The organism is Ideonella livida (assembly GCF_010499455.1).
GTDB lineage: Bacteria > Pseudomonadota > Gammaproteobacteria > Burkholderiales > Burkholderiaceae_C > Ideonella > Ideonella livida.
Genome location: NZ_JAAGOH010000039.1, coordinates 1 through 15,758 on the forward strand (window position 1 = coordinate 1; position 15,758 = coordinate 15,758).

A 15,758-nucleotide genomic window follows, 5' to 3' on the forward strand; every position below is an offset into this window, starting at 1 on the left:
CCGCGCGCCGGCAGCGGGCTGGCCGGGCGATTGGGCCGCGGCGGGGCGCGCCAACCCGGCCAGCAGCGCCGCCAGGCTCAAGGCCAGTGCGGTGCACAGCCAGGGGGCGGTGGGAGGCGGCAGGGCGGGCAGGGCCAGCCGCCGCCTCGTCACTCGGGGGGGCGAGGGGTCGGTCATGGCGTTCAGCCCCCGACGCTGGCGGCCGGGGCGGCCGGGGCCGCGGCTTGCGGCAGGGGCGAGAGCAGGCGCTGGCGCACGCCGCGGCTCAGGGCCTCCAGGCTTTGGTCGTCGGTGCTGTCGGGCACAGGGTCGGTGCCCAGGGTGGCCTGCAGGCGGCCGGCGGCGGCATGCCACTGGGCCAGGGCCTGGTAGCGGCGCAGTTGGCTGATGATGGCGGTGGTCTGGGCGGCCACGCGGTCGAGCTTGCTGCCGGCCTGGGCCTGCTCGCGTTTGGCGGTCATCTCCAGGATGCGCGAGTCCAGCGACCACAGCGAGTCGGCCCGCTCGAACTGGGTGCGCGCATGGGCCACCTGCGCCCGGGCCACGTGCACCTGGGTCACCACCGCCACATGGGCGGCCAGGCGGCGCTGCTCGGCCAGGCGCACGCCGGCGCGGCCGTTGCGCTCCACGCGGTCCAGGTACAGCAGGTTCAGCAGGTTGAAGCTGACGTTGACCGTGGCCTCGTTCCACTGCTGGTTGATCAGGTAGCGGTCGTCGTCGTTGTAGGCGCCATAGCTGACCCCGATGTTGGGCAGCATGCGGCCCACCGCCTTGTAGGCCTCGGCCTGGGCGATGCGGCGCTGCAGCAGGTGGTCGCGCAGGTCGGGGTTCTGGCGCAGCGCCGCCAGCTCCATCTCGTCGACCGAGGTGGTCAGCAGGTCCGGGGGCAGGGGTTCGTCGTCGGCCAGCAGGCGCACCTGCTGCATCACCGGGGCGTTGATCAGCGCGGCCAGCTCGAAGCGGGCGGCCACCAGTTCCTGCTCGATGGATTCCAGCAGGCGCATGTTCTCGGTGAGCTGGCGTTGGTAGCGCAGGCTGTCCAGGGGGTTGCGCAGGGCTTCCTGCTCGCTCTTGCGGGCGTCGGCCAGGCCGTCCTCGGCCAGGGCCAGGGCGGCGCGCACCTCGCCTTGCAGCTTCTGGGCGCTGGCCGCGCGGAAGAACGCCGAGCGCACGTCCTGCACCAGCAGCTGGCTGGCCTTGCGGCGGCGGGCCTCGGCCTGCAGCGCACGGTCCACCGCCTGCTGGTAGCTGAAGTGGGCCAGGCCGTAGTCCAGCAGGTTCCAGCTCAGGGTCAGGGAGGAGAACAGGTGCTCTTTGTCTTGGGAGATGGACGGGTTGGCCAGTGAGGGGGCGCCGGTCACCGAGTCCTTGCTGCGCGAGGTGCGCTCCTCGTCGCGGTGGCTGTAGCCGGCGCTGCCCAGCAGCTTGGGAATGCGGTCAAAGCCCACCTCGTCGACCTGGCGGGCGGCCAGCGCCTCCTCCATGAGCTTGGCGCGGCGGTCCAGGTTGTACTTCAGGGCCCGGGCGATCGCCTGGTCCAGGCCCAGGGTCTCGCCCAGCGGTTCCACCCCTTTCTGGACGGCCTGGCGGTCCTCGTCGATCACCTCGTCCAACGGTGCGCCGGCGGGCACGGCCGGCATCATGTGGTCACAGGCGGACAGGCTCATGGCCAGCAGGCTGGCGGCGGCGATGCGGGTGAGCAAGCGGGTCACGGCGGTTTCTCGGTGTCAGGTGGGTCGGGCCTGGAAACCCGCGTCATGCGCAGGGTTCCAACTTTGGTGATCGGCAGCTTATCGACCGACCCGAGCCGCAATTGAGCGAGATTCCGGTGCCTTGGCGCGTTATTCGCCGCCTAGCGAGGTGGGTCCTGCGGGTTTGTCCCGGTACCCGGGGCGGTGTGGGGCGTGCACTGCTGGAAGAAGCGCAGCATCTCCCGGCTGGCGTCCGGCCCGCCCGGGTGGGTGAAGCGCCCCGGGGCCCGGCCGCCGCTCCAGGCATGGCCCAGGCCCTGCACCGACCAGTGCGCCACGCAGGGCCGGCCCTGCGGGTCGCGCCACAGGCGCTGCACATGGGCCAGCTGGTGGGCGGTGGCCGCATGGGGGTGGACGCTGGGCACCGCCTGCGGCCAGCGGGCCAGGGCGGCCTGCAGCACCTGCTCACCGTTGACCGGGTTCACCGTCAGGTCCGCGTCGCCATGGAAGACCACGGTGGGCACGGGCGGGCCGAGGTGGCGCAGGGCCTGGGGCGGTGCACCCTCGCGCATGGCCATGAAGGCCCCCATGGCGGTGTGGGCGGCGCCGGCCGGCAGGCCGGAATGCACGCCCACCGCGGCGAACAGGTCCGGGCAGGCCTGCCCCAGGATGGCGGCCATGGCGCCGCCGGCCGACAGGCCGGCCACGTAGACCCGGGACGGGTCCACCGCCTGTTCGGCCATGACCCGGCGGGTCAGCGACTCCAGCCAGCCGGCCTCGCCACGGCCGCGCTGCTGGCTGGGGGTCTTGAACCAGCTCCAGCAGCGCGAGGGGTTGGCCTGGCGCGACTGCTCCGGGTAGAGCACCAGCCAGCCCAGGCCGTCGCCGGCCAGGGTGTTCATGCCCGTGCCCGTGGCGAAATCCTCCGCGTCCTGGGTGCAGCCGTGCAGCATCAGCAGCAGCGGCCTCGGGGCGGTGGCGTTGCCGGCCGGCAGGTAGAGGCGGTAGCTGCGCCGCCCGCCGCTGCGGTGGTGGTGCTCCCCGGCGAGCCAGCGGGCGCCCATGCCGCCTGCGGGCGTCGCGGGTCCGGGCGGAGCCGCGGCGCTTGCAGGCCCGTCGGCAGCCGGGCGGCGCCGCGCCTGCCACGCCGAGCGCGCGGACCGGGCCAGGTCGAGGGTATGGGTCAGCAGGCGGTTCAGGCGTGGGGTCATGGGGGCGTGGAGACGGGCGTGTCCAGGGGGGAGGGCATCGACGTTGGCGCGGCGCATCCGCTCAAGTCCCTGGCGGCGCCCCCAGCCACGGGCGGTCGTGCGCGGCCAGGTAGGCCTCGCCCTCCTCCAGGATGAAGTAGCGGAAGGCTTCGGCCGCGGGCGAGAGCACACGCGAGCTCAGGTGCACCACGTTCCACATGCGCATCACCGGCGTGCCCTCCACGGCCAGCAGCTCGATCTCGCCGGCCTTGAGTTCCAGGCCCAGGGTATGCAGGCTCAGGAAGCTCAGGCCCATGCCTGCCATCACCGCCTGCTTGATGGTCTCGTTGCTGGGCATCTCCATGGCGATGCGGGGCTCGACCCGGTGCTCGGCCAGGAAGCGGTCCATCAGCGCCCGGGTGCCTGAGGCCGACTCGCGCACCAGCAGCGGGTACTGGGCCAGCGCCGCGGCCGGCGCATGTCCGGCGCGCAGCAGGGGATGGCCCGGCGGCGCGACGAACACATGCGGATGCGCCGCAAAGGGCTCGGCCCGGGCGTCCAGCTCACGGGGCGGGCGGCCCATGATGGCCAGGTCCACCTCGCCATGGGTCATGAGCGTGACCAGCTGCTCGCGGTTGGCGCTCACCTGCAGCCGCACCTCCACCCCCGGATGCTCCTGGCGAAAGCGCGCCAGCAGCCGCGGCACGAAGTACTTGGCCGTGCTCACCAGGCCCACGCTCAGCAGGCCGGTCTCCAGCTTGCGCAGCCGGGCCATGGCGTCGTCGGCGTCCTTGAGCGTGGCCAGCAGGCGCTTGGCGTAGACCAGGTAGTACTCGCCGGCGGTGGTCAGGCTGACCTTGCGGCCCTGGCGGTCGAACAGCGCCAGCGACAGGGCCGACTCCAGCTCCTTGACCTGCATGGTCACCGCCGGCGGCGTGAGGTGCAGGGCCTCGGCCGCCCGCACAAAGCTCAGGTGGCGGGCCACCTCCACAAAGACGCGCAGCTGCCGGAAGGTGATGTTCTTCATGCCTGGCCCACGGTTTGATGATTAAGCGCTTCTGAATCGAAAGCCAACTATTCGTGAATTTACCTGAGTGATTGGCCTTCCTACAGTCCGCCTCCATGGACCTCCGGTCCGCCCACCCCGGCACCGAGCACGGCGCCGCAGCCAGGAGACACCGCATGAACGCCCCCCTTGACTCCGGAGTGATCACCGACGCCAGCAAGCGCTACAGCGCCGGCGTCCTCAAGTACCGCCAGATGGGCTATTGGGACGCCGACTATGTCCCGAAGGACACCGACACCCTGTGCCTGTTCCGCATCACCCCGCAAGACGGCGTGGACCCCATCGAGGCCGCCGCTGCCGTGGCCGGCGAGAGCAGCACCGCCACCTGGACGGTGGTCTGGACCGACCGCCTGACCGCCTGTGACAGCTACCGCGCCAAGGCCTACCGGGTGGAGCCGGTGCCCGGCCGGCCGGGCGAGTACTTTGCCTGGGTGGCCTACGACATCATCCTGTTCGAGGAAGGCTCGATCGCCAACATCACCGCCAGCCTGATCGGCAACGTCTTCAGCTTCAAGCCGCTGAAGGCCGCGCGGCTCGAGGACATCCGCATGCCGGTGGCCCTGGTCAAGACTTTCAAGGGCCCGCCCACCGGCCTGGTGGTCGAGCGCGAGCGCCTGGACAAGTTCGGCCGCCCGCTGCTGGGTGCGACGACCAAGCCCAAGCTGGGGCTCTCCGGGCGCAACTACGGCCGCGTGATCTACGAGGGCCTGAAGGGCGGCCTGGACTTCATGAAAGACGACGAGAACATCAACTCGCAGCCCTTCATGCACTGGCGTGACCGCTTCCTCTACGTGATGGACGGCGTCAACAAGGCGAGTGCGGCCACCGGCGAGGTCAAGGGCAGCTACCTGAACGTGACCGGCGCGACGATGGAGGACATCTACGAGCGGGCCGAGTTCGCCAAGGAGCTGGGCAGCGTGGTGATCATGGTCGACCTGATCATCGGCTGGAGCGCCATCCAGAGCATCGCCAACTGGGCGCGCAAGAACGACATGATCGTCCACATGCACCGCGCCGGCCATGGCACCTACACCCGCCAGAAGAACCACGGCGTGAGCTTTCGCGTGATGGCCAAGTGGCTGCGCCTGGCCGGCGTGGACCACCTGCACACCGGCACCGCGGTGGGCAAGCTGGAAGGCGACCCGATGACCGTGCAGGGCTACTACAACGTCTGCCGCGACAGCTACACCCGGCAAGACCTGCCGCGCGGCCTGTTCTTTGACCAGGACTGGGCCGACATGAGGAAGGTGATGCCGGTGGCCTCGGGCGGCATCCACGCCGGCCAGATGCACCAGCTCATCGACCTGTTCGGCGATGACGTGATCCTGCAGTTTGGCGGCGGCACCATCGGCCACCCCGCGGGCATCCAGGCCGGTGCGGTGGCCAACCGGGTGGCGCTGGAGTGCATGGTCAAGGCGCGTAACGAGGGGCGTGACATCCAGCACGAAGGGCCCGAGATCCTGCAAGCCGCCGCGCGTTTTTGCACCCCGCTGCGGCAGGCGCTGGACACCTGGAAGGACGTGTCCTTCCAGTACGCCAGCACCGACACCAGCGACTTTGCCGCCACCCCGGCAGCGGCTTGAGCCCCGCCCGCCCCCCCACCCGGAGACCCCGCGCCATGATGACCAACCCCACCGGCCGCCTGACCCAGGGCCAGTTCAGTTTCCTGCCCGACCTGAGCGATGCCGAGATTGCCGCCCAGGTGCAGTACGGCCTGCACAAGGGCTATGCCTGGAGCGTCGAATACACCGACGACCCCCACCCCCGCAACACCTACTGGGAGATGTTCGGCATGCCCCTGTTCGACCTGCGCGATGCCGCCGGGGTGATGCAGGAGATGCAGGCCTGCCGGCAGAGCTTCCCGCAGCACTACATCCGCCTGATGGCCTTTGATGCCACCCGCGGGGTGGAGACCATCACCATGAGCTTCATCGTGCAGCGGCCGCCCCAGGAGCCCGGACTGGGCCTGGTGCGGCAGGAGGCCTCGGGCCGCACGCTGCGCTACACCGTCCATGCCTATGCCACCGACCGGCCCGAGGGCCAGCGCGGCGGCGCGGCCTGAGCCTGCAGCCGTAGGAGCCCGCCATGCGTGCACCACTGTATTCATTGCCCGGCGCGGCCCGGGCGCCCGCGCCGGGGGGCGGCGAACCGCCCGCCGACCCCCCGGCCGGACCGGACGCGGCGCCCGCCCCTCCCCGCTGCGTGGCCGAGGTGCTGGCACACACCCGGGTGCAGGACGAACTGCAGGCCCTGGATGCCGCCCTGGTGGGCCTGCAGCCGGTCAAGGCCCGGGTGCGCGACCTGGCCGCGCTGTTGGTGGTGGACCGGCTGCGCGCCGCCCACGGCCTGGTCACCCGGCCGCCCAGCCTGCACATGTGCTTCACCGGGCCACCCGGCACTGGCAAGACCACCGTGGCCCAGCGCATGGCCGGCCTGCTGCACCGGCTGGGCCATGTGCGCCAGGGCCAGCTGGTGGCCGTCACCCGGGACGACCTGGTGGGGGCCTACATCGGCCACACCGGCCCCAAGACCCGCGAGGTGATCCGCAAAGCACTGGGCGGCGTGCTGTTCATCGACGAGGCCTACACCCTCTACCGGCCGGAGAACGAGCGCGACTACGGCCTGGAGGCGCTGGAGATCCTGTTGCAGGCCATGGAGAACCAGCGCCACGACCTGGTGGTCATCCTGGCGGGCTATGCCGAGGGCATGGCCACCTTCTTCCGCGCCAATCCGGGCCTGAGCAGCCGCATTGCCCACCATGTGGAATTTCCCGACTACGCGCCGCAGGAGCTGCTGCAGATCGCCGATCGCTTGCTGGACGAGCAGGGCTACCGCTTTGGCGAGGGCGCGCGTGCCACCTTTGCCCACTACCTGGCGCTGCGCCTGCGGCAGCCCCACTTTGCCAACGCCCGCAGCGTGCGCAATGCGCTGGACCGCGCCCGCCTGCGCCAGGCCAGCCGCCTGTTCAGCCAGCCGCACACCCCCTGGGACACCCGGGCGCTGGGCACCCTGGAAGCCGCCGACTTTGCCGCCAGCCGGGTGTTCCGCTGGGCCGAGGCCACCGCCCCCCAGGCGCCGCCGCCCTAGGCCGCAGGCGGCACCGCGCCGTCCGGGCGCACCGCCTCCCAGCTCAGCCCGAACTTCAGGAGGTACTTGCGCAGCCGGTCGGCGTCGTTGACCGCCGCACGCTGCAGGCGCGAGCGGTCGAACAGGGTGCGGCCCGCCTCCGACAGGCTGCGCGAGCGCTGGCACACCGCCAGCACCTGGGCCAGCTGCAGCCGGTCGAACAGGTCCAGGGCCTCCAGGCTGGCCGCAGGCAGCCAGCGCTGCAGGTCCACCCCGGCGGTGGACGTGTCTTGGTCCTCGTCCCGCCACAGGTGGCGCAGGCGCTGCAGCTCAGCGGCCACCAGCGCGGTGCCGATGCGCCCGCCCTCGGCCAGGGTGCTCAGCCGGGTGATGCTGGCGGCCAGGTCGCGGAAGTTGCCACGCCACCGGGCCTCGGGCGACTGGGCAAAGCGCAGGTACTGCGCCTTGGCCTCGGCGTTGAAGCGTACGCGGCGTCCCCCTTCGGCGGCGGCGTGCGCCAGCAGGTGCTCCAGATTGGGCTCGATGTCCTCGCGGCGCTGGGCCAGGCCGGGCAGCTGATAGGACCAGAGGTTGATGCGGGCGAACAGGTCCTCGCGGAAGCGGCCGGCCAGCACCTCGGCGCGCAGGTCGCGGTGGGTGCCGGCGATGAGCTGGAAGTCGCTCTGCACCTCGCGGTCGCTGCCCACCGGGTGGAAGCGCTTCTCCTCCACCGCCTTGAGCAGCATGGCCTGCTCATCCAGCCCCAGCTCGCCAATCTCGTCCAGGAACAGCAGGCCGCCGTGGGCGCTGCGCAGCAGGCCGGCCCGGTCGCTGGCGGCCCCGGTGAAGGCGCCCTTTTTGTGGCCGAACAGGGTGGAGGCCGCGCCATCGCCGCGCAGCGTGGCGCAGTTGACCTCGATGAACTCACCGGCGAGCTGGTGACGGGCCTTCTTCAGCTCGTAGACCCGGCGCGCCAGGTGCGACTTGCCCGCCCCGGTGGGGCCGGTCAGCAGTACCGGCGCCCGTGAACGGGTGACCACGCGTTCCAGCTCCTCGATCAGGGCATTGAAGGCCGGGTTGCGGGTGTCGATGCCGTTCTTGAGCACGTCCCGCGCGTCGCGCCGGGCGTCCGCAAAGCGCTGCGCCAGGCCGTCATAGCGCGAGAGGTCCAGGTCGATCAGCTCGTAGCGCCCCGGGTCCCCCAGCCGCTGGCGGCGCGGGGGCGAGGTCTGCAGCAGCACGCCGGGGATGTGGCGTGCCTCGTTGAGCAGGAACATGCAGATCTGCGCCACATGGGTGCCGGTGGTGATGTGGGTCCAGTAGCGCTCGGCCTCGGGCTGGAAGGGGTACTGGCGCACCCAGTCGTAGAGCGCCGCATACACCTCGCCAAAGTCCCAGGGGTCGTGCAGCGGCAGGGGCGTCAGGCACACCTGCGTCTCGGGCGAGACGCTCAGCACGTCCTGCCGCACCCGCTCGGCCAGGTCCTGGTGCTCCGGCTGGTGCAGCAGCTCCAGGCGCTGGATCAGCAGGTCCTCATGCTGGACCAGGCTGACCGTGGGCCGCCACCGCTCCCAGCGCGCCGCGCCGCGGCCGTGGTCAAGCTGGCTGCCCAGGAATCCGATGACAACGGTCGGCAAGGTCATGGCAATAAAGATAAGAAACTCGCCAACAATATAAATCCAGCCCCAGGCCTTGCCGGGCAATGAGGTGCTGGAGTGGATGAAGATCCATTTCAATCAACAGCTTGGCTTGATGTTGGGGGCGCCGTGGCTGGTTGGCACGCCTTTGGCAATGCAAGGCCTGTCGGCAGACGGCCGGGCCCTGGGCCCCCGGCGCCGACACTTCCGTACTGCCAAGAGAACGCACATGTCCCTCTCCTACGAACTCGTACAACCCGAAGGCGGCGTGCCCATCAAGCTGTGGACCCGCGGCGTGCCCGTGGAACCCGAGGCCCGCCAGCAGCTGGCCAATGCCGCGCGCCTGCCCATCGTCTTCAAGCACATCGCCGCCATGCCCGATGTGCACCTGGGGGTGGGGGCCACCGTTGGCTCGGTCATTCCCACCCTCAAGGCCATCATCCCGGCGGCGGTGGGGGTGGACATCGGTTGCGGGATGATGGCCGCCAAGACCACGCTGCGTGCCGAGGACCTGCCTGACCAGCTGGGCCCGCTGCGCGCCGCCATCGAGCAGGCCGTGCCCCACGGCCGTACCCCGCGGGGCCGCGACGTGGGCGCCTGGGAGCATCCGCCCGAACCTGTGGACCAGGCCTGGGCCCAGCTGGCGCCTGACTTTGACGCGCTGTGCGAGCGCCACCCGCGCCTGCGCCAGACCAACAACCGCAAGCACCTGGGCACCCTGGGGACTGGCAACCACTTCATCGAGGTCTGCCTGGATGAGGCGGACTTGGTCTGGTTCATGCTGCACTCGGGCTCGCGCGGGGTGGGCAACGCCATCGGCACCCATTTCATCGAGCTGGCCAAGCAGGACGCCGAGCGCCACCAGCGCAACCTGCCGGACCAGGACCTGGCCTACCTGGAAGAGGGCGCCGAGTACTTTGGTGACTATGTGCGCGCCGTCTCCTGGGCGCAGAACTTCGCCATGAAGAACCGCGAGCTGATGATGGCCCAGCTGGTCGCCACGGTGCGCGCGCTCATCCCCAAGCCCTTCGAGGTGCAGGTGGAGGCGGTGAACTGCCACCACAACTATGTGCAACGCGAACAGCACTTCGGGCAGGAGGTGTTCGTCACCCGCAAGGGGGCGGTGAGCGCCCGCCGTGGCCAGTTGGGCATCATCCCCGGCAGCATGGGGGCACGCAGCTACATCGTGCGCGGACTGGGCAACCCGGAGAGCTTCGAGAGCTGCAGCCACGGCGCCGGCCGTGTGATGAGCCGCAACCAGGCCAAGAAGCGCTTCACTGTGGACGACCAGGTGCGGGCCACCCAGGGGGTGGAATGCCGCAAGGACGCTGATGTCATCGACGAGATCCCCATGGCCTACAAGGACATCGACGCCGTCATGGCCGCGCAAAGCGACCTGGTGGAGGTGGTGCACACCTTGAAGCAGGTGCTATGCGTCAAGGGTTGAGTGCCGGGGGCGCGGGCGCCCATCCCGCCGGGGGCGGTGACGCCATCGACATCGACGGTGCCGTGGGGGAGGGGGGTGGGCAGATCCTGCGCACCTCGCTGGCCTTGTCCCTGTGCACCGGGCGGCCGGTGCGGCTGACGCGCATCCGTGCCGGCCGGCCCAAGCCGGGCCTGATGCGCCAGCACCTGACCTGCGTGCACGCTGCCGCGCAGGTGGGCGGGGCCCAGGTGCAGGGGGCCGACCTCGGGTCGACCGAGCTCTGCTTCACCCCCGGCCCGGTGCGGGCCGGGGATTTCCACTTTCCTGTGGGCACCGCCGGCAGCTGCACCCTGGTGCTGCAGACGGTGTGGCCTGCGCTGCTGCAGGCCGAGGCGCCCAGCCGGCTGCGCCTGAGCGGCGGCACGCACAACCCGATGGCGCCCAGCTTCCACTTCCTGGCGCGGTCCTACGCGCCGCTGATGCGGCGCCTGGGCGCACCGTCAGAGCTCACCCTGGTCCGCCCCGGCTTCCATCCCGCTGGCGGGGGAGAGGTGCTGGCCCTGCTGGCGCCTGCCGCCGGTGGCCTGCAGCCGTTTGACCTGGAGGTCCGCGGGCCCCTGCGGGAGGCCTGGGCCGATTGCCTGTCGCCCGGCCTGCCGGCTGCGGTGGCCCAGCGCGAGCTGCAGGCCTTGGCGGTGGGCTTGGGCTGGCCGGCGGACCGGCTGCGCCGCCTGCCCGGTCGCCAGGAGGAGGGGCCGGGCAACGCCCTGATGGCCACCTGCGTGCATGAGGGCCTCACCGAGGTCTTCACCGCCCTGGGGGCCAAAGGCCTGCCCGCCGAGGCTGTGGCACAGGACCTGATGCGCCAGCTGCGTGACTACCAGGCCAGCGACGCGCCCTTGGGCCCCCACCTGGCCGACCAGTGGGTCCTGCCGCTGGCGCTGGCGGTGTGCGCCCAGGGCCGCGCCGCCCGCTACCGCTGCACCACGCTGACCTTGCATGCCACCACGCACTTCGCCCTGATCGAGCGCTTCCTGCCGGTGCGCGTGCGTGCCACGGGCCAGGACCCGTGCTGGCAGGTGGTGGTGGAACCGGCCACCGCCCCCCGAGCCCCAGGGGAGGGGATGATTTGATTCAGTTTCTCTGAATCGAAACCAAAGCATCTATGAATTTACCTTAAAGGTTGCGCTGCCTACATTGTGGCCATCGGTCCTTGCGGCCCCTTGCAGACCCGGCGCACCCCCATGAGCTTCCTCTTTGCCCCCAACCTCCTCTCGGCCGATCTCGCCCGCCCGGGCGAGGAGGTGCGCCCGGTGATCGCCCCCGGGGCGGACTGGATCCCCTTCGACCGCGCCACCCTTGGCCAGCCGGACCGCGCCGCCGCCATTGCCGCGCTGCAGCGGGCACTGGCCGCGGCCTGATCCCGCCTGACGCTCCGGCACGGGCCGGTCGCCCTCCACCGCTCCCCACCGCCGGGACCCCTGGCACCCCAGCCCCCTGACACAAGCCCCAAGGCCGGGGGTGACGCCGCCGCATGGCCGGCCCCGCCGCCCCCGAGGAACTTGAACACCGGAGACCCACCATGCCCTTCTCGCACCATCCCACCACGCTCACGCAGTACCTGATCGAGCAGCGCCGGCGCTTTCCTGGCGCCAGCGGTGAACTCAACACCCTGCTGCTGGACGTGGCCCTGGCCTGCAAGGCCATCGCCCGCACCGTCGCGTTTGGCGTGCTGGGCAGATGCACCGGCGGCACGGACCCGACGCCCGTCGGCGGCCAGGTGAATGTGCAGGGTGAGGTGCAAAAGCCGCTGGATGTGCTGTCCAACCGCGTCTTCCTGCAGCGCAACGCGGGCTCGGGCACCCTGGCCGGCATGGCGTCAGAAGAGATGGACGCGCCGTACGCCATCCCGGCTGGCCAGCCGCGCGGCAAGTACCTGTTGGTCTTCGACCCGCTGGACGGCTCCAGCAACATCGACGTGAACGTCAGCGTGGGCAGCATCTTCAGTGTGCTGCGCGCCCCGCAGGACCTGGTGGACAGCGGCCGCGACGCCACCGAGGCCGACTTCTTGCAGCCCGGCTGCACCCAGGTGGCCGCCGGCTACGCCCTGTACGGCCCCACCACGCAGCTGGTGCTGAGCGTGGGGCAGGGTGTGGCCGGCTTCACGCTGGACCCGAACCTGGGCGAGTTCATGCTCACCCACCCGGACATCCGCGTGCCGCGCCAGACGCAGGAGTTCGCCATCAACGCCTCCAACGCGCGCTTTTGGGAGCCGCCGGTCAAGCGTTATGTGGACGAGTGCCTGGCCGGCCGCAGCGGCCCGCGCGACAAGGACTTCAACATGCGCTGGATCGCCAGCATGGTGGCCGAGGCGCACCGCATCCTGATGCGCGGCGGCGTGTTCCTTTACCCGCGCGACACCAAGGACTTGGCCAAACCCGGCCGCCTGCGCCTGCTCTACGAGGCCAACCCCGTGGGCTTCTTGATGGAGCAGGCCGGCGGCCGCGCCTCCACCGGCCGCGAACCCATGCTGGCCGTGCCGCCCACGCAGCTGCACCAGCGCATCGGCCTGGTGTTTGGCTCGGCCGACGAGGTCGAGCGCATCGAGCGCTACCACCGCGAACCCGCCCAAGACCGCGAGCCCCCCGTGCCGCTGTTCCGTGAGCGTTCGTTGTTCAGAGATTGAACCGCCGCCGTCCCGATTTCTGGTTTTTGAGGAGACAACAGCATGTCGCAGCGACATCCCATCATCGCCATCACCGGCTCGTCGGGCGCGGGGACCAGCTCGGTCACCCGCACCTTCGAGAACATCTTCCGGCGTGAGAGCGTCACCGCCGCCATCATCGAAGGCGACAGCTTCCACCGCTACGACCGCCTGGAGATGCGCAAGCGCCAGGCCGAGGCCGAGCAGGCGGGCGACACCCACTTCAGCCACTTCGGGCCGGAAAACAACCTGTTTCCCGAGCTGGAGCAGCTGTTCCGCAGTTATGGCGAAACCGGCACCGGCCAGCGCCGCAAATACCTGCATGACCCGGTGGAGGCCGCGCCCTACAAACAGCAGCCCGGCACCTTCACCCCCTGGGAAGACGTGCCCGCGGGCACCGACCTGCTGTTCTACGAAGGCCTGCACGGTGCGGTGGTCACGCCCGAGGTCAACATCGCCCGCCACCCCGACCTGCTGATCGGCGTGGTGCCGGTGATCAACCTGGAGTGGATCCAGAAGCTCTACCGCGACAAGCACGTGCGCGGCTACAGCGCCGAGGCCGTGACCGACACCATCCTGCGCCGCATGCCCGACTACGTGCACTACATCTGCCCGCAGTTCGCCCACACGCATGTGAACTTCCAGCGCGTGCCGGTGGTGGACACCAGCAACCCCTTCATCGCCCGTGACATCCCCACGGCCGACGAGAGCCTGTGCGTGATCCGCTTCGCCAACCCCAAGGGCATCGACTTCCCCTACCTGCTCAACATGATCAACGACTCGTTCATGTCGCGGGCCAACACCCTGGTGGTGCCCGGCGGCAAGATGGAACTGGCGATGCAGCTCATCTTCACGCCCTACATCTGGCGAATGATGGAGCGCCGCCAACGCGCGCTCGGGGGGCACTGACATGGCCAGCACCTCCCATGACCGCGTCGTCCGCCCTGACAACGGCCAGCGCTGGCCCCTGGCCAACGCCCTGCGCGCTTTGTCCATGCACGCCGTGCAACAGGCCAATTCCGGCCACCCCGGTGCGCCCATGGGCATGGCCGAGATGGCCGAGGCGCTGTGGCACCGCCACCTCAAGCACAACCCCGCCCACCCGCAGTGGTGGGACCGTGACCGCTTTGTGCTCTCCAACGGCCACGCCAGCATGCTGCTCTATGCGCTGCTGCACCTGACCGGCTACGCCCTGCCCATGGACGAGCTCAAGCGCTTTCGCCAGCGCGGCAGCCTGACGCCCGGCCACCCCGAGGTGGACCACACCCCCGGCGTGGAAACCACCACCGGCCCGCTCGGTCAGGGCCTGACCAATGCCGTGGGCATGGCCCTGGCCGAGAAGCTGCTGGCCGACGAATTCAACCGCCCCGGCCACACCGTGGTGGACCACCGCACCTGGGTGTTTTTGGGCGACGGGTGCCTGATGGAAGGCATCAGCCAGGAGGCCATTTCCCTGGCCGGCGCCTGGCAACTGGGCAAGCTGGTGGCGCTGTACGACGACAACGGCATCAGCATCGACGGCGCGGTCACGCCCTGGTTTGCCGATGACACGGCCGGCCGCTTCCGCGCCTGTGGCTGGCAGGTCATCGGCCCGGTGGACGGCCACGATGTGGATGCGCTGGACGCGGCCATTCACGCGGCCAAGGCGCAGAACGCCCAGCCCACGCTCATCATCTGCCGCACCACCATCGGCAAAGGCTCACCAGCCCGCGAGGGCACGGCCAAGGCGCATGGCGAGCCGCTGGGTGAGGCCGAGATCGCCGCCACCCAGGCGGCGCTGGGCTGGACCGCCGCGCCGTTTGAAGTGCCGGCCGACCTGGCCGCCGAGTGGGACGCCCGCAGCCGTGGCGCCGATGCCGAAGGCGCCTGGCGCAGCCGCTGGGCCGCCTACCGCAAGCTGTTCCCGGCCGAGGCGGCTGCGCTGGAGCGCCGCATGGCCGGCACCCTGCCGGCCAGCTTCGAGGCCGACTGGCTCAGCACCGTGGCCCAGGTGCAGCAGCGCGCCCAGACCGTGGCCAGCCGCAAGGCCTCACAGCTGGCCATTGCCGAGGCGGCCCGGCGCCTGCCCGAGCTGCTGGGCGGCTCCGCCGACCTGACCGCCTCCAACCTGACCGACTGGCCGGGCTGCGGCGCGGTGCGTGGCGGTGCGCCCGGCGGGCGCCACCTCAACTACGGCGTGCGGGAATTTGGCATGGCGGCGGTGATGAACGGCGTGGCGCTGCACGGCGGTTTCATTCCCTTTGGCGGCACCTTCATGACCTTCAGCGACTACAGCCGCAACGCCATCCGCATGGCGGCGCTGATGAACCGCCGGGTCATCCATGTGCTCACGCACGATTCGATTGGCCTGGGGGAGGACGGCCCCACCCACCAGCCGGTGGAGCATGCCGCCAGCCTGCGCCTGATTCCCAACCTGGACGTGTGGCGCCCGGGGGATGCGGCCGAGACCTTTGTGGCCTGGGGCAGCGCATTGCAGCAGGCCCACCGGCCCACGGCGCTGCTGCTCTCGCGCCAGAACCTGCCGGCCCTGACGCGCACGCCCGAGCAGACCGCCGCCATCCACCGCGGGGGCTATGTGCTGAGTGAGCGGCCGCAGCCGCTGGCCACCCTCATCGCCACCGGCTCTGAGGTGGCCCTGGCCCTGCAGGCCCAGGCCCTGCTGGATGCGCGCGGCCTGCCGGTGCGGGTGGTCTCCATGCCGTCGACCACGGTGTTTGACCGGCAGGACGCTGCCTGGCGCCAAAGCGTGCTGGGCCGCCATGGCCCGCGCGTGGCGGTGGAGGCGGGCAGCAGCAAGCTGTGGGCCGCCTACGGTTGCAGCGCCGTGCTGGGGCTGGACCGCTTTGGTGAATCGGCCCCCGGCCCCGCGCTGATGCAGGCGCTGGGTTTCACGCCCGAGCACCTGGCGGCCCTGGTGGCCGAAGAGATCGGGCGTGAGCCGCAGATCGAACGCTCCTCCAACTGAAGGGACGGCAGCC

The 15,758-nt window shown here is 70.7% G+C and carries 13 protein-coding genes; 9 read left to right on the forward strand and 4 right to left on the reverse strand.

Translation table 11 applies throughout. From position 1 onward, the window contains the following. Positions 1–182: 182 nt before the first annotated feature. From G3A44_RS24195 to G3A44_RS20315, 3 genes are all read right to left on the reverse strand, one after another. Entirely contained in the window at positions 183–1,712 is a 1,530-nt protein-coding gene (locus tag G3A44_RS24195; RefSeq protein ID WP_310734425.1) for a TolC family protein, read from the reverse strand. 140 nt (positions 1,713–1,852) lie between these two features. Further along, positions 1,853–2,902 (reverse strand): extracellular catalytic domain type 1 short-chain-length polyhydroxyalkanoate depolymerase, encoded by a 1,050-nt coding sequence (locus tag G3A44_RS20310; protein ID WP_163459581.1) that lies wholly within the window; start codon positions 2,900–2,902, stop codon positions 1,853–1,855. Between the two features lie 61 nt (positions 2,903–2,963). After that, the gene (locus tag G3A44_RS20315) at positions 2,964–3,908 is read right to left on the reverse strand and encodes a LysR family transcriptional regulator (RefSeq protein WP_163459582.1); all 945 of its coding nucleotides are present in this window, start codon (positions 3,906–3,908) and stop codon (positions 2,964–2,966) included. Positions 3,909–4,063: 155 nt separating this feature from the next. Between G3A44_RS20315 and G3A44_RS20320 the strand changes: the two genes are divergently transcribed. From G3A44_RS20320 to G3A44_RS20330, 3 genes are read left to right on the forward strand one after another with little or no spacing between them, the layout of a single operon-like run. Continuing rightward, a complete protein-coding gene (locus G3A44_RS20320; protein ID WP_163459583.1) occupies positions 4,064–5,530 on the forward strand; it encodes a form I ribulose bisphosphate carboxylase large subunit in 1,467 nt (488 codons plus the stop codon). A 35-nt stretch (positions 5,531–5,565) separates the two neighbouring features. Beyond that, positions 5,566–6,009: a ribulose bisphosphate carboxylase small subunit gene (locus tag G3A44_RS20325; RefSeq protein ID WP_163459584.1), complete on the forward strand. Its 444-nt coding sequence runs from the start codon at positions 5,566–5,568 to the stop codon at positions 6,007–6,009. 23 nt (positions 6,010–6,032) lie between these two features. Beyond that, positions 6,033–7,034, forward strand: a complete 1,002-nt coding sequence (locus tag G3A44_RS20330) for an AAA family ATPase (RefSeq protein WP_163459585.1) — start codon at positions 6,033–6,035, stop codon at positions 7,032–7,034. Here the strand turns inward: G3A44_RS20330 and rtcR are convergent. Further along, complete coding sequence (gene rtcR, locus G3A44_RS20335; protein ID WP_163459586.1) at positions 7,031–8,656, reverse strand: RNA repair transcriptional activator RtcR; 1,626 nt, start codon at positions 8,654–8,656, stop codon at positions 7,031–7,033. The genes G3A44_RS20330 and rtcR overlap by 4 nt on opposite strands. 223 nt (positions 8,657–8,879) lie before the next feature. Here rtcR and G3A44_RS20340 point away from each other — a divergent pair, with 223 nt between their 5' ends. From G3A44_RS20340 to tkt, 6 genes are all read left to right on the forward strand, one after another. Beyond that, entirely contained in the window at positions 8,880–10,097 is a 1,218-nt protein-coding gene (locus G3A44_RS20340; RefSeq protein ID WP_163459587.1) for an RtcB family protein, read from the forward strand. Further along, positions 10,082–11,209: an RNA 3'-terminal phosphate cyclase gene (gene rtcA, locus G3A44_RS20345; protein WP_163459588.1), complete on the forward strand. Its 1,128-nt coding sequence runs from the start codon at positions 10,082–10,084 to the stop codon at positions 11,207–11,209. The genes G3A44_RS20340 and rtcA overlap by 16 nt, the downstream gene beginning before the upstream one ends. A gap of 111 nt (positions 11,210–11,320) precedes the next feature. Then, entirely contained in the window at positions 11,321–11,497 is a 177-nt protein-coding gene (locus G3A44_RS24275) for a hypothetical protein (RefSeq protein ID WP_375138683.1), read from the forward strand. 161 nt (positions 11,498–11,658) lie between these two features. Then, positions 11,659–12,762: a class 1 fructose-bisphosphatase gene (locus G3A44_RS20355; RefSeq protein ID WP_163459589.1), complete on the forward strand. Its 1,104-nt coding sequence runs from the start codon at positions 11,659–11,661 to the stop codon at positions 12,760–12,762. A 42-nt stretch (positions 12,763–12,804) separates the two neighbouring features. Continuing rightward, positions 12,805–13,689 carry a phosphoribulokinase gene (locus G3A44_RS20360; protein WP_163459590.1) on the forward strand — a complete coding sequence of 295 codons (885 nt, stop codon included), beginning with the start codon at positions 12,805–12,807 and terminating at the stop codon, positions 13,687–13,689. Between the two features lies 1 nt (position 13,690). After that, a complete protein-coding gene (gene tkt / locus G3A44_RS20365; RefSeq protein WP_163459591.1) occupies positions 13,691–15,745 on the forward strand; it encodes a transketolase in 2,055 nt (684 codons plus the stop codon). The last annotated feature ends 13 nt before the right edge of the window (positions 15,746–15,758 follow it).

Excerpts from the sequence above, each read along its gene's own strand:
- G3A44_RS20310 (WP_163459581.1), bottom strand. The coding sequence starts at position 2,902 with ATGACCCCACGCCTGAACCGCCTGCTGACCCATACCCTCGACCTGGCC.
- G3A44_RS20315 (WP_163459582.1), bottom strand. The coding sequence starts at position 3,908 with ATGAAGAACATCACCTTCCGGCAGCTGCGCGTCTTTGTGGAGGTGGCC.
- G3A44_RS20320 (WP_163459583.1), top strand. The coding sequence starts at position 4,064 with ATGAACGCCCCCCTTGACTCCGGAGTGATCACCGACGCCAGCAAGCGC.
- G3A44_RS20325 (WP_163459584.1), top strand. The coding sequence starts at position 5,566 with ATGATGACCAACCCCACCGGCCGCCTGACCCAGGGCCAGTTCAGTTTC.
- G3A44_RS20330 (WP_163459585.1), top strand. The coding sequence starts at position 6,033 with ATGCGTGCACCACTGTATTCATTGCCCGGCGCGGCCCGGGCGCCCGCG.
- rtcR (WP_163459586.1), bottom strand. The coding sequence starts at position 8,656 with ATGACCTTGCCGACCGTTGTCATCGGATTCCTGGGCAGCCAGCTTGAC.
- G3A44_RS20340 (WP_163459587.1), top strand. The coding sequence starts at position 8,880 with ATGTCCCTCTCCTACGAACTCGTACAACCCGAAGGCGGCGTGCCCATC.
- rtcA (WP_163459588.1), top strand. The coding sequence starts at position 10,082 with ATGCGTCAAGGGTTGAGTGCCGGGGGCGCGGGCGCCCATCCCGCCGGG.
- G3A44_RS24275 (WP_375138683.1), top strand. The coding sequence starts at position 11,321 with ATGAGCTTCCTCTTTGCCCCCAACCTCCTCTCGGCCGATCTCGCCCGC.
- G3A44_RS20355 (WP_163459589.1), top strand. The coding sequence starts at position 11,659 with ATGCCCTTCTCGCACCATCCCACCACGCTCACGCAGTACCTGATCGAG.
- G3A44_RS20360 (WP_163459590.1), top strand. The coding sequence starts at position 12,805 with ATGTCGCAGCGACATCCCATCATCGCCATCACCGGCTCGTCGGGCGCG.
- tkt (WP_163459591.1), top strand. The coding sequence starts at position 13,691 with ATGGCCAGCACCTCCCATGACCGCGTCGTCCGCCCTGACAACGGCCAG.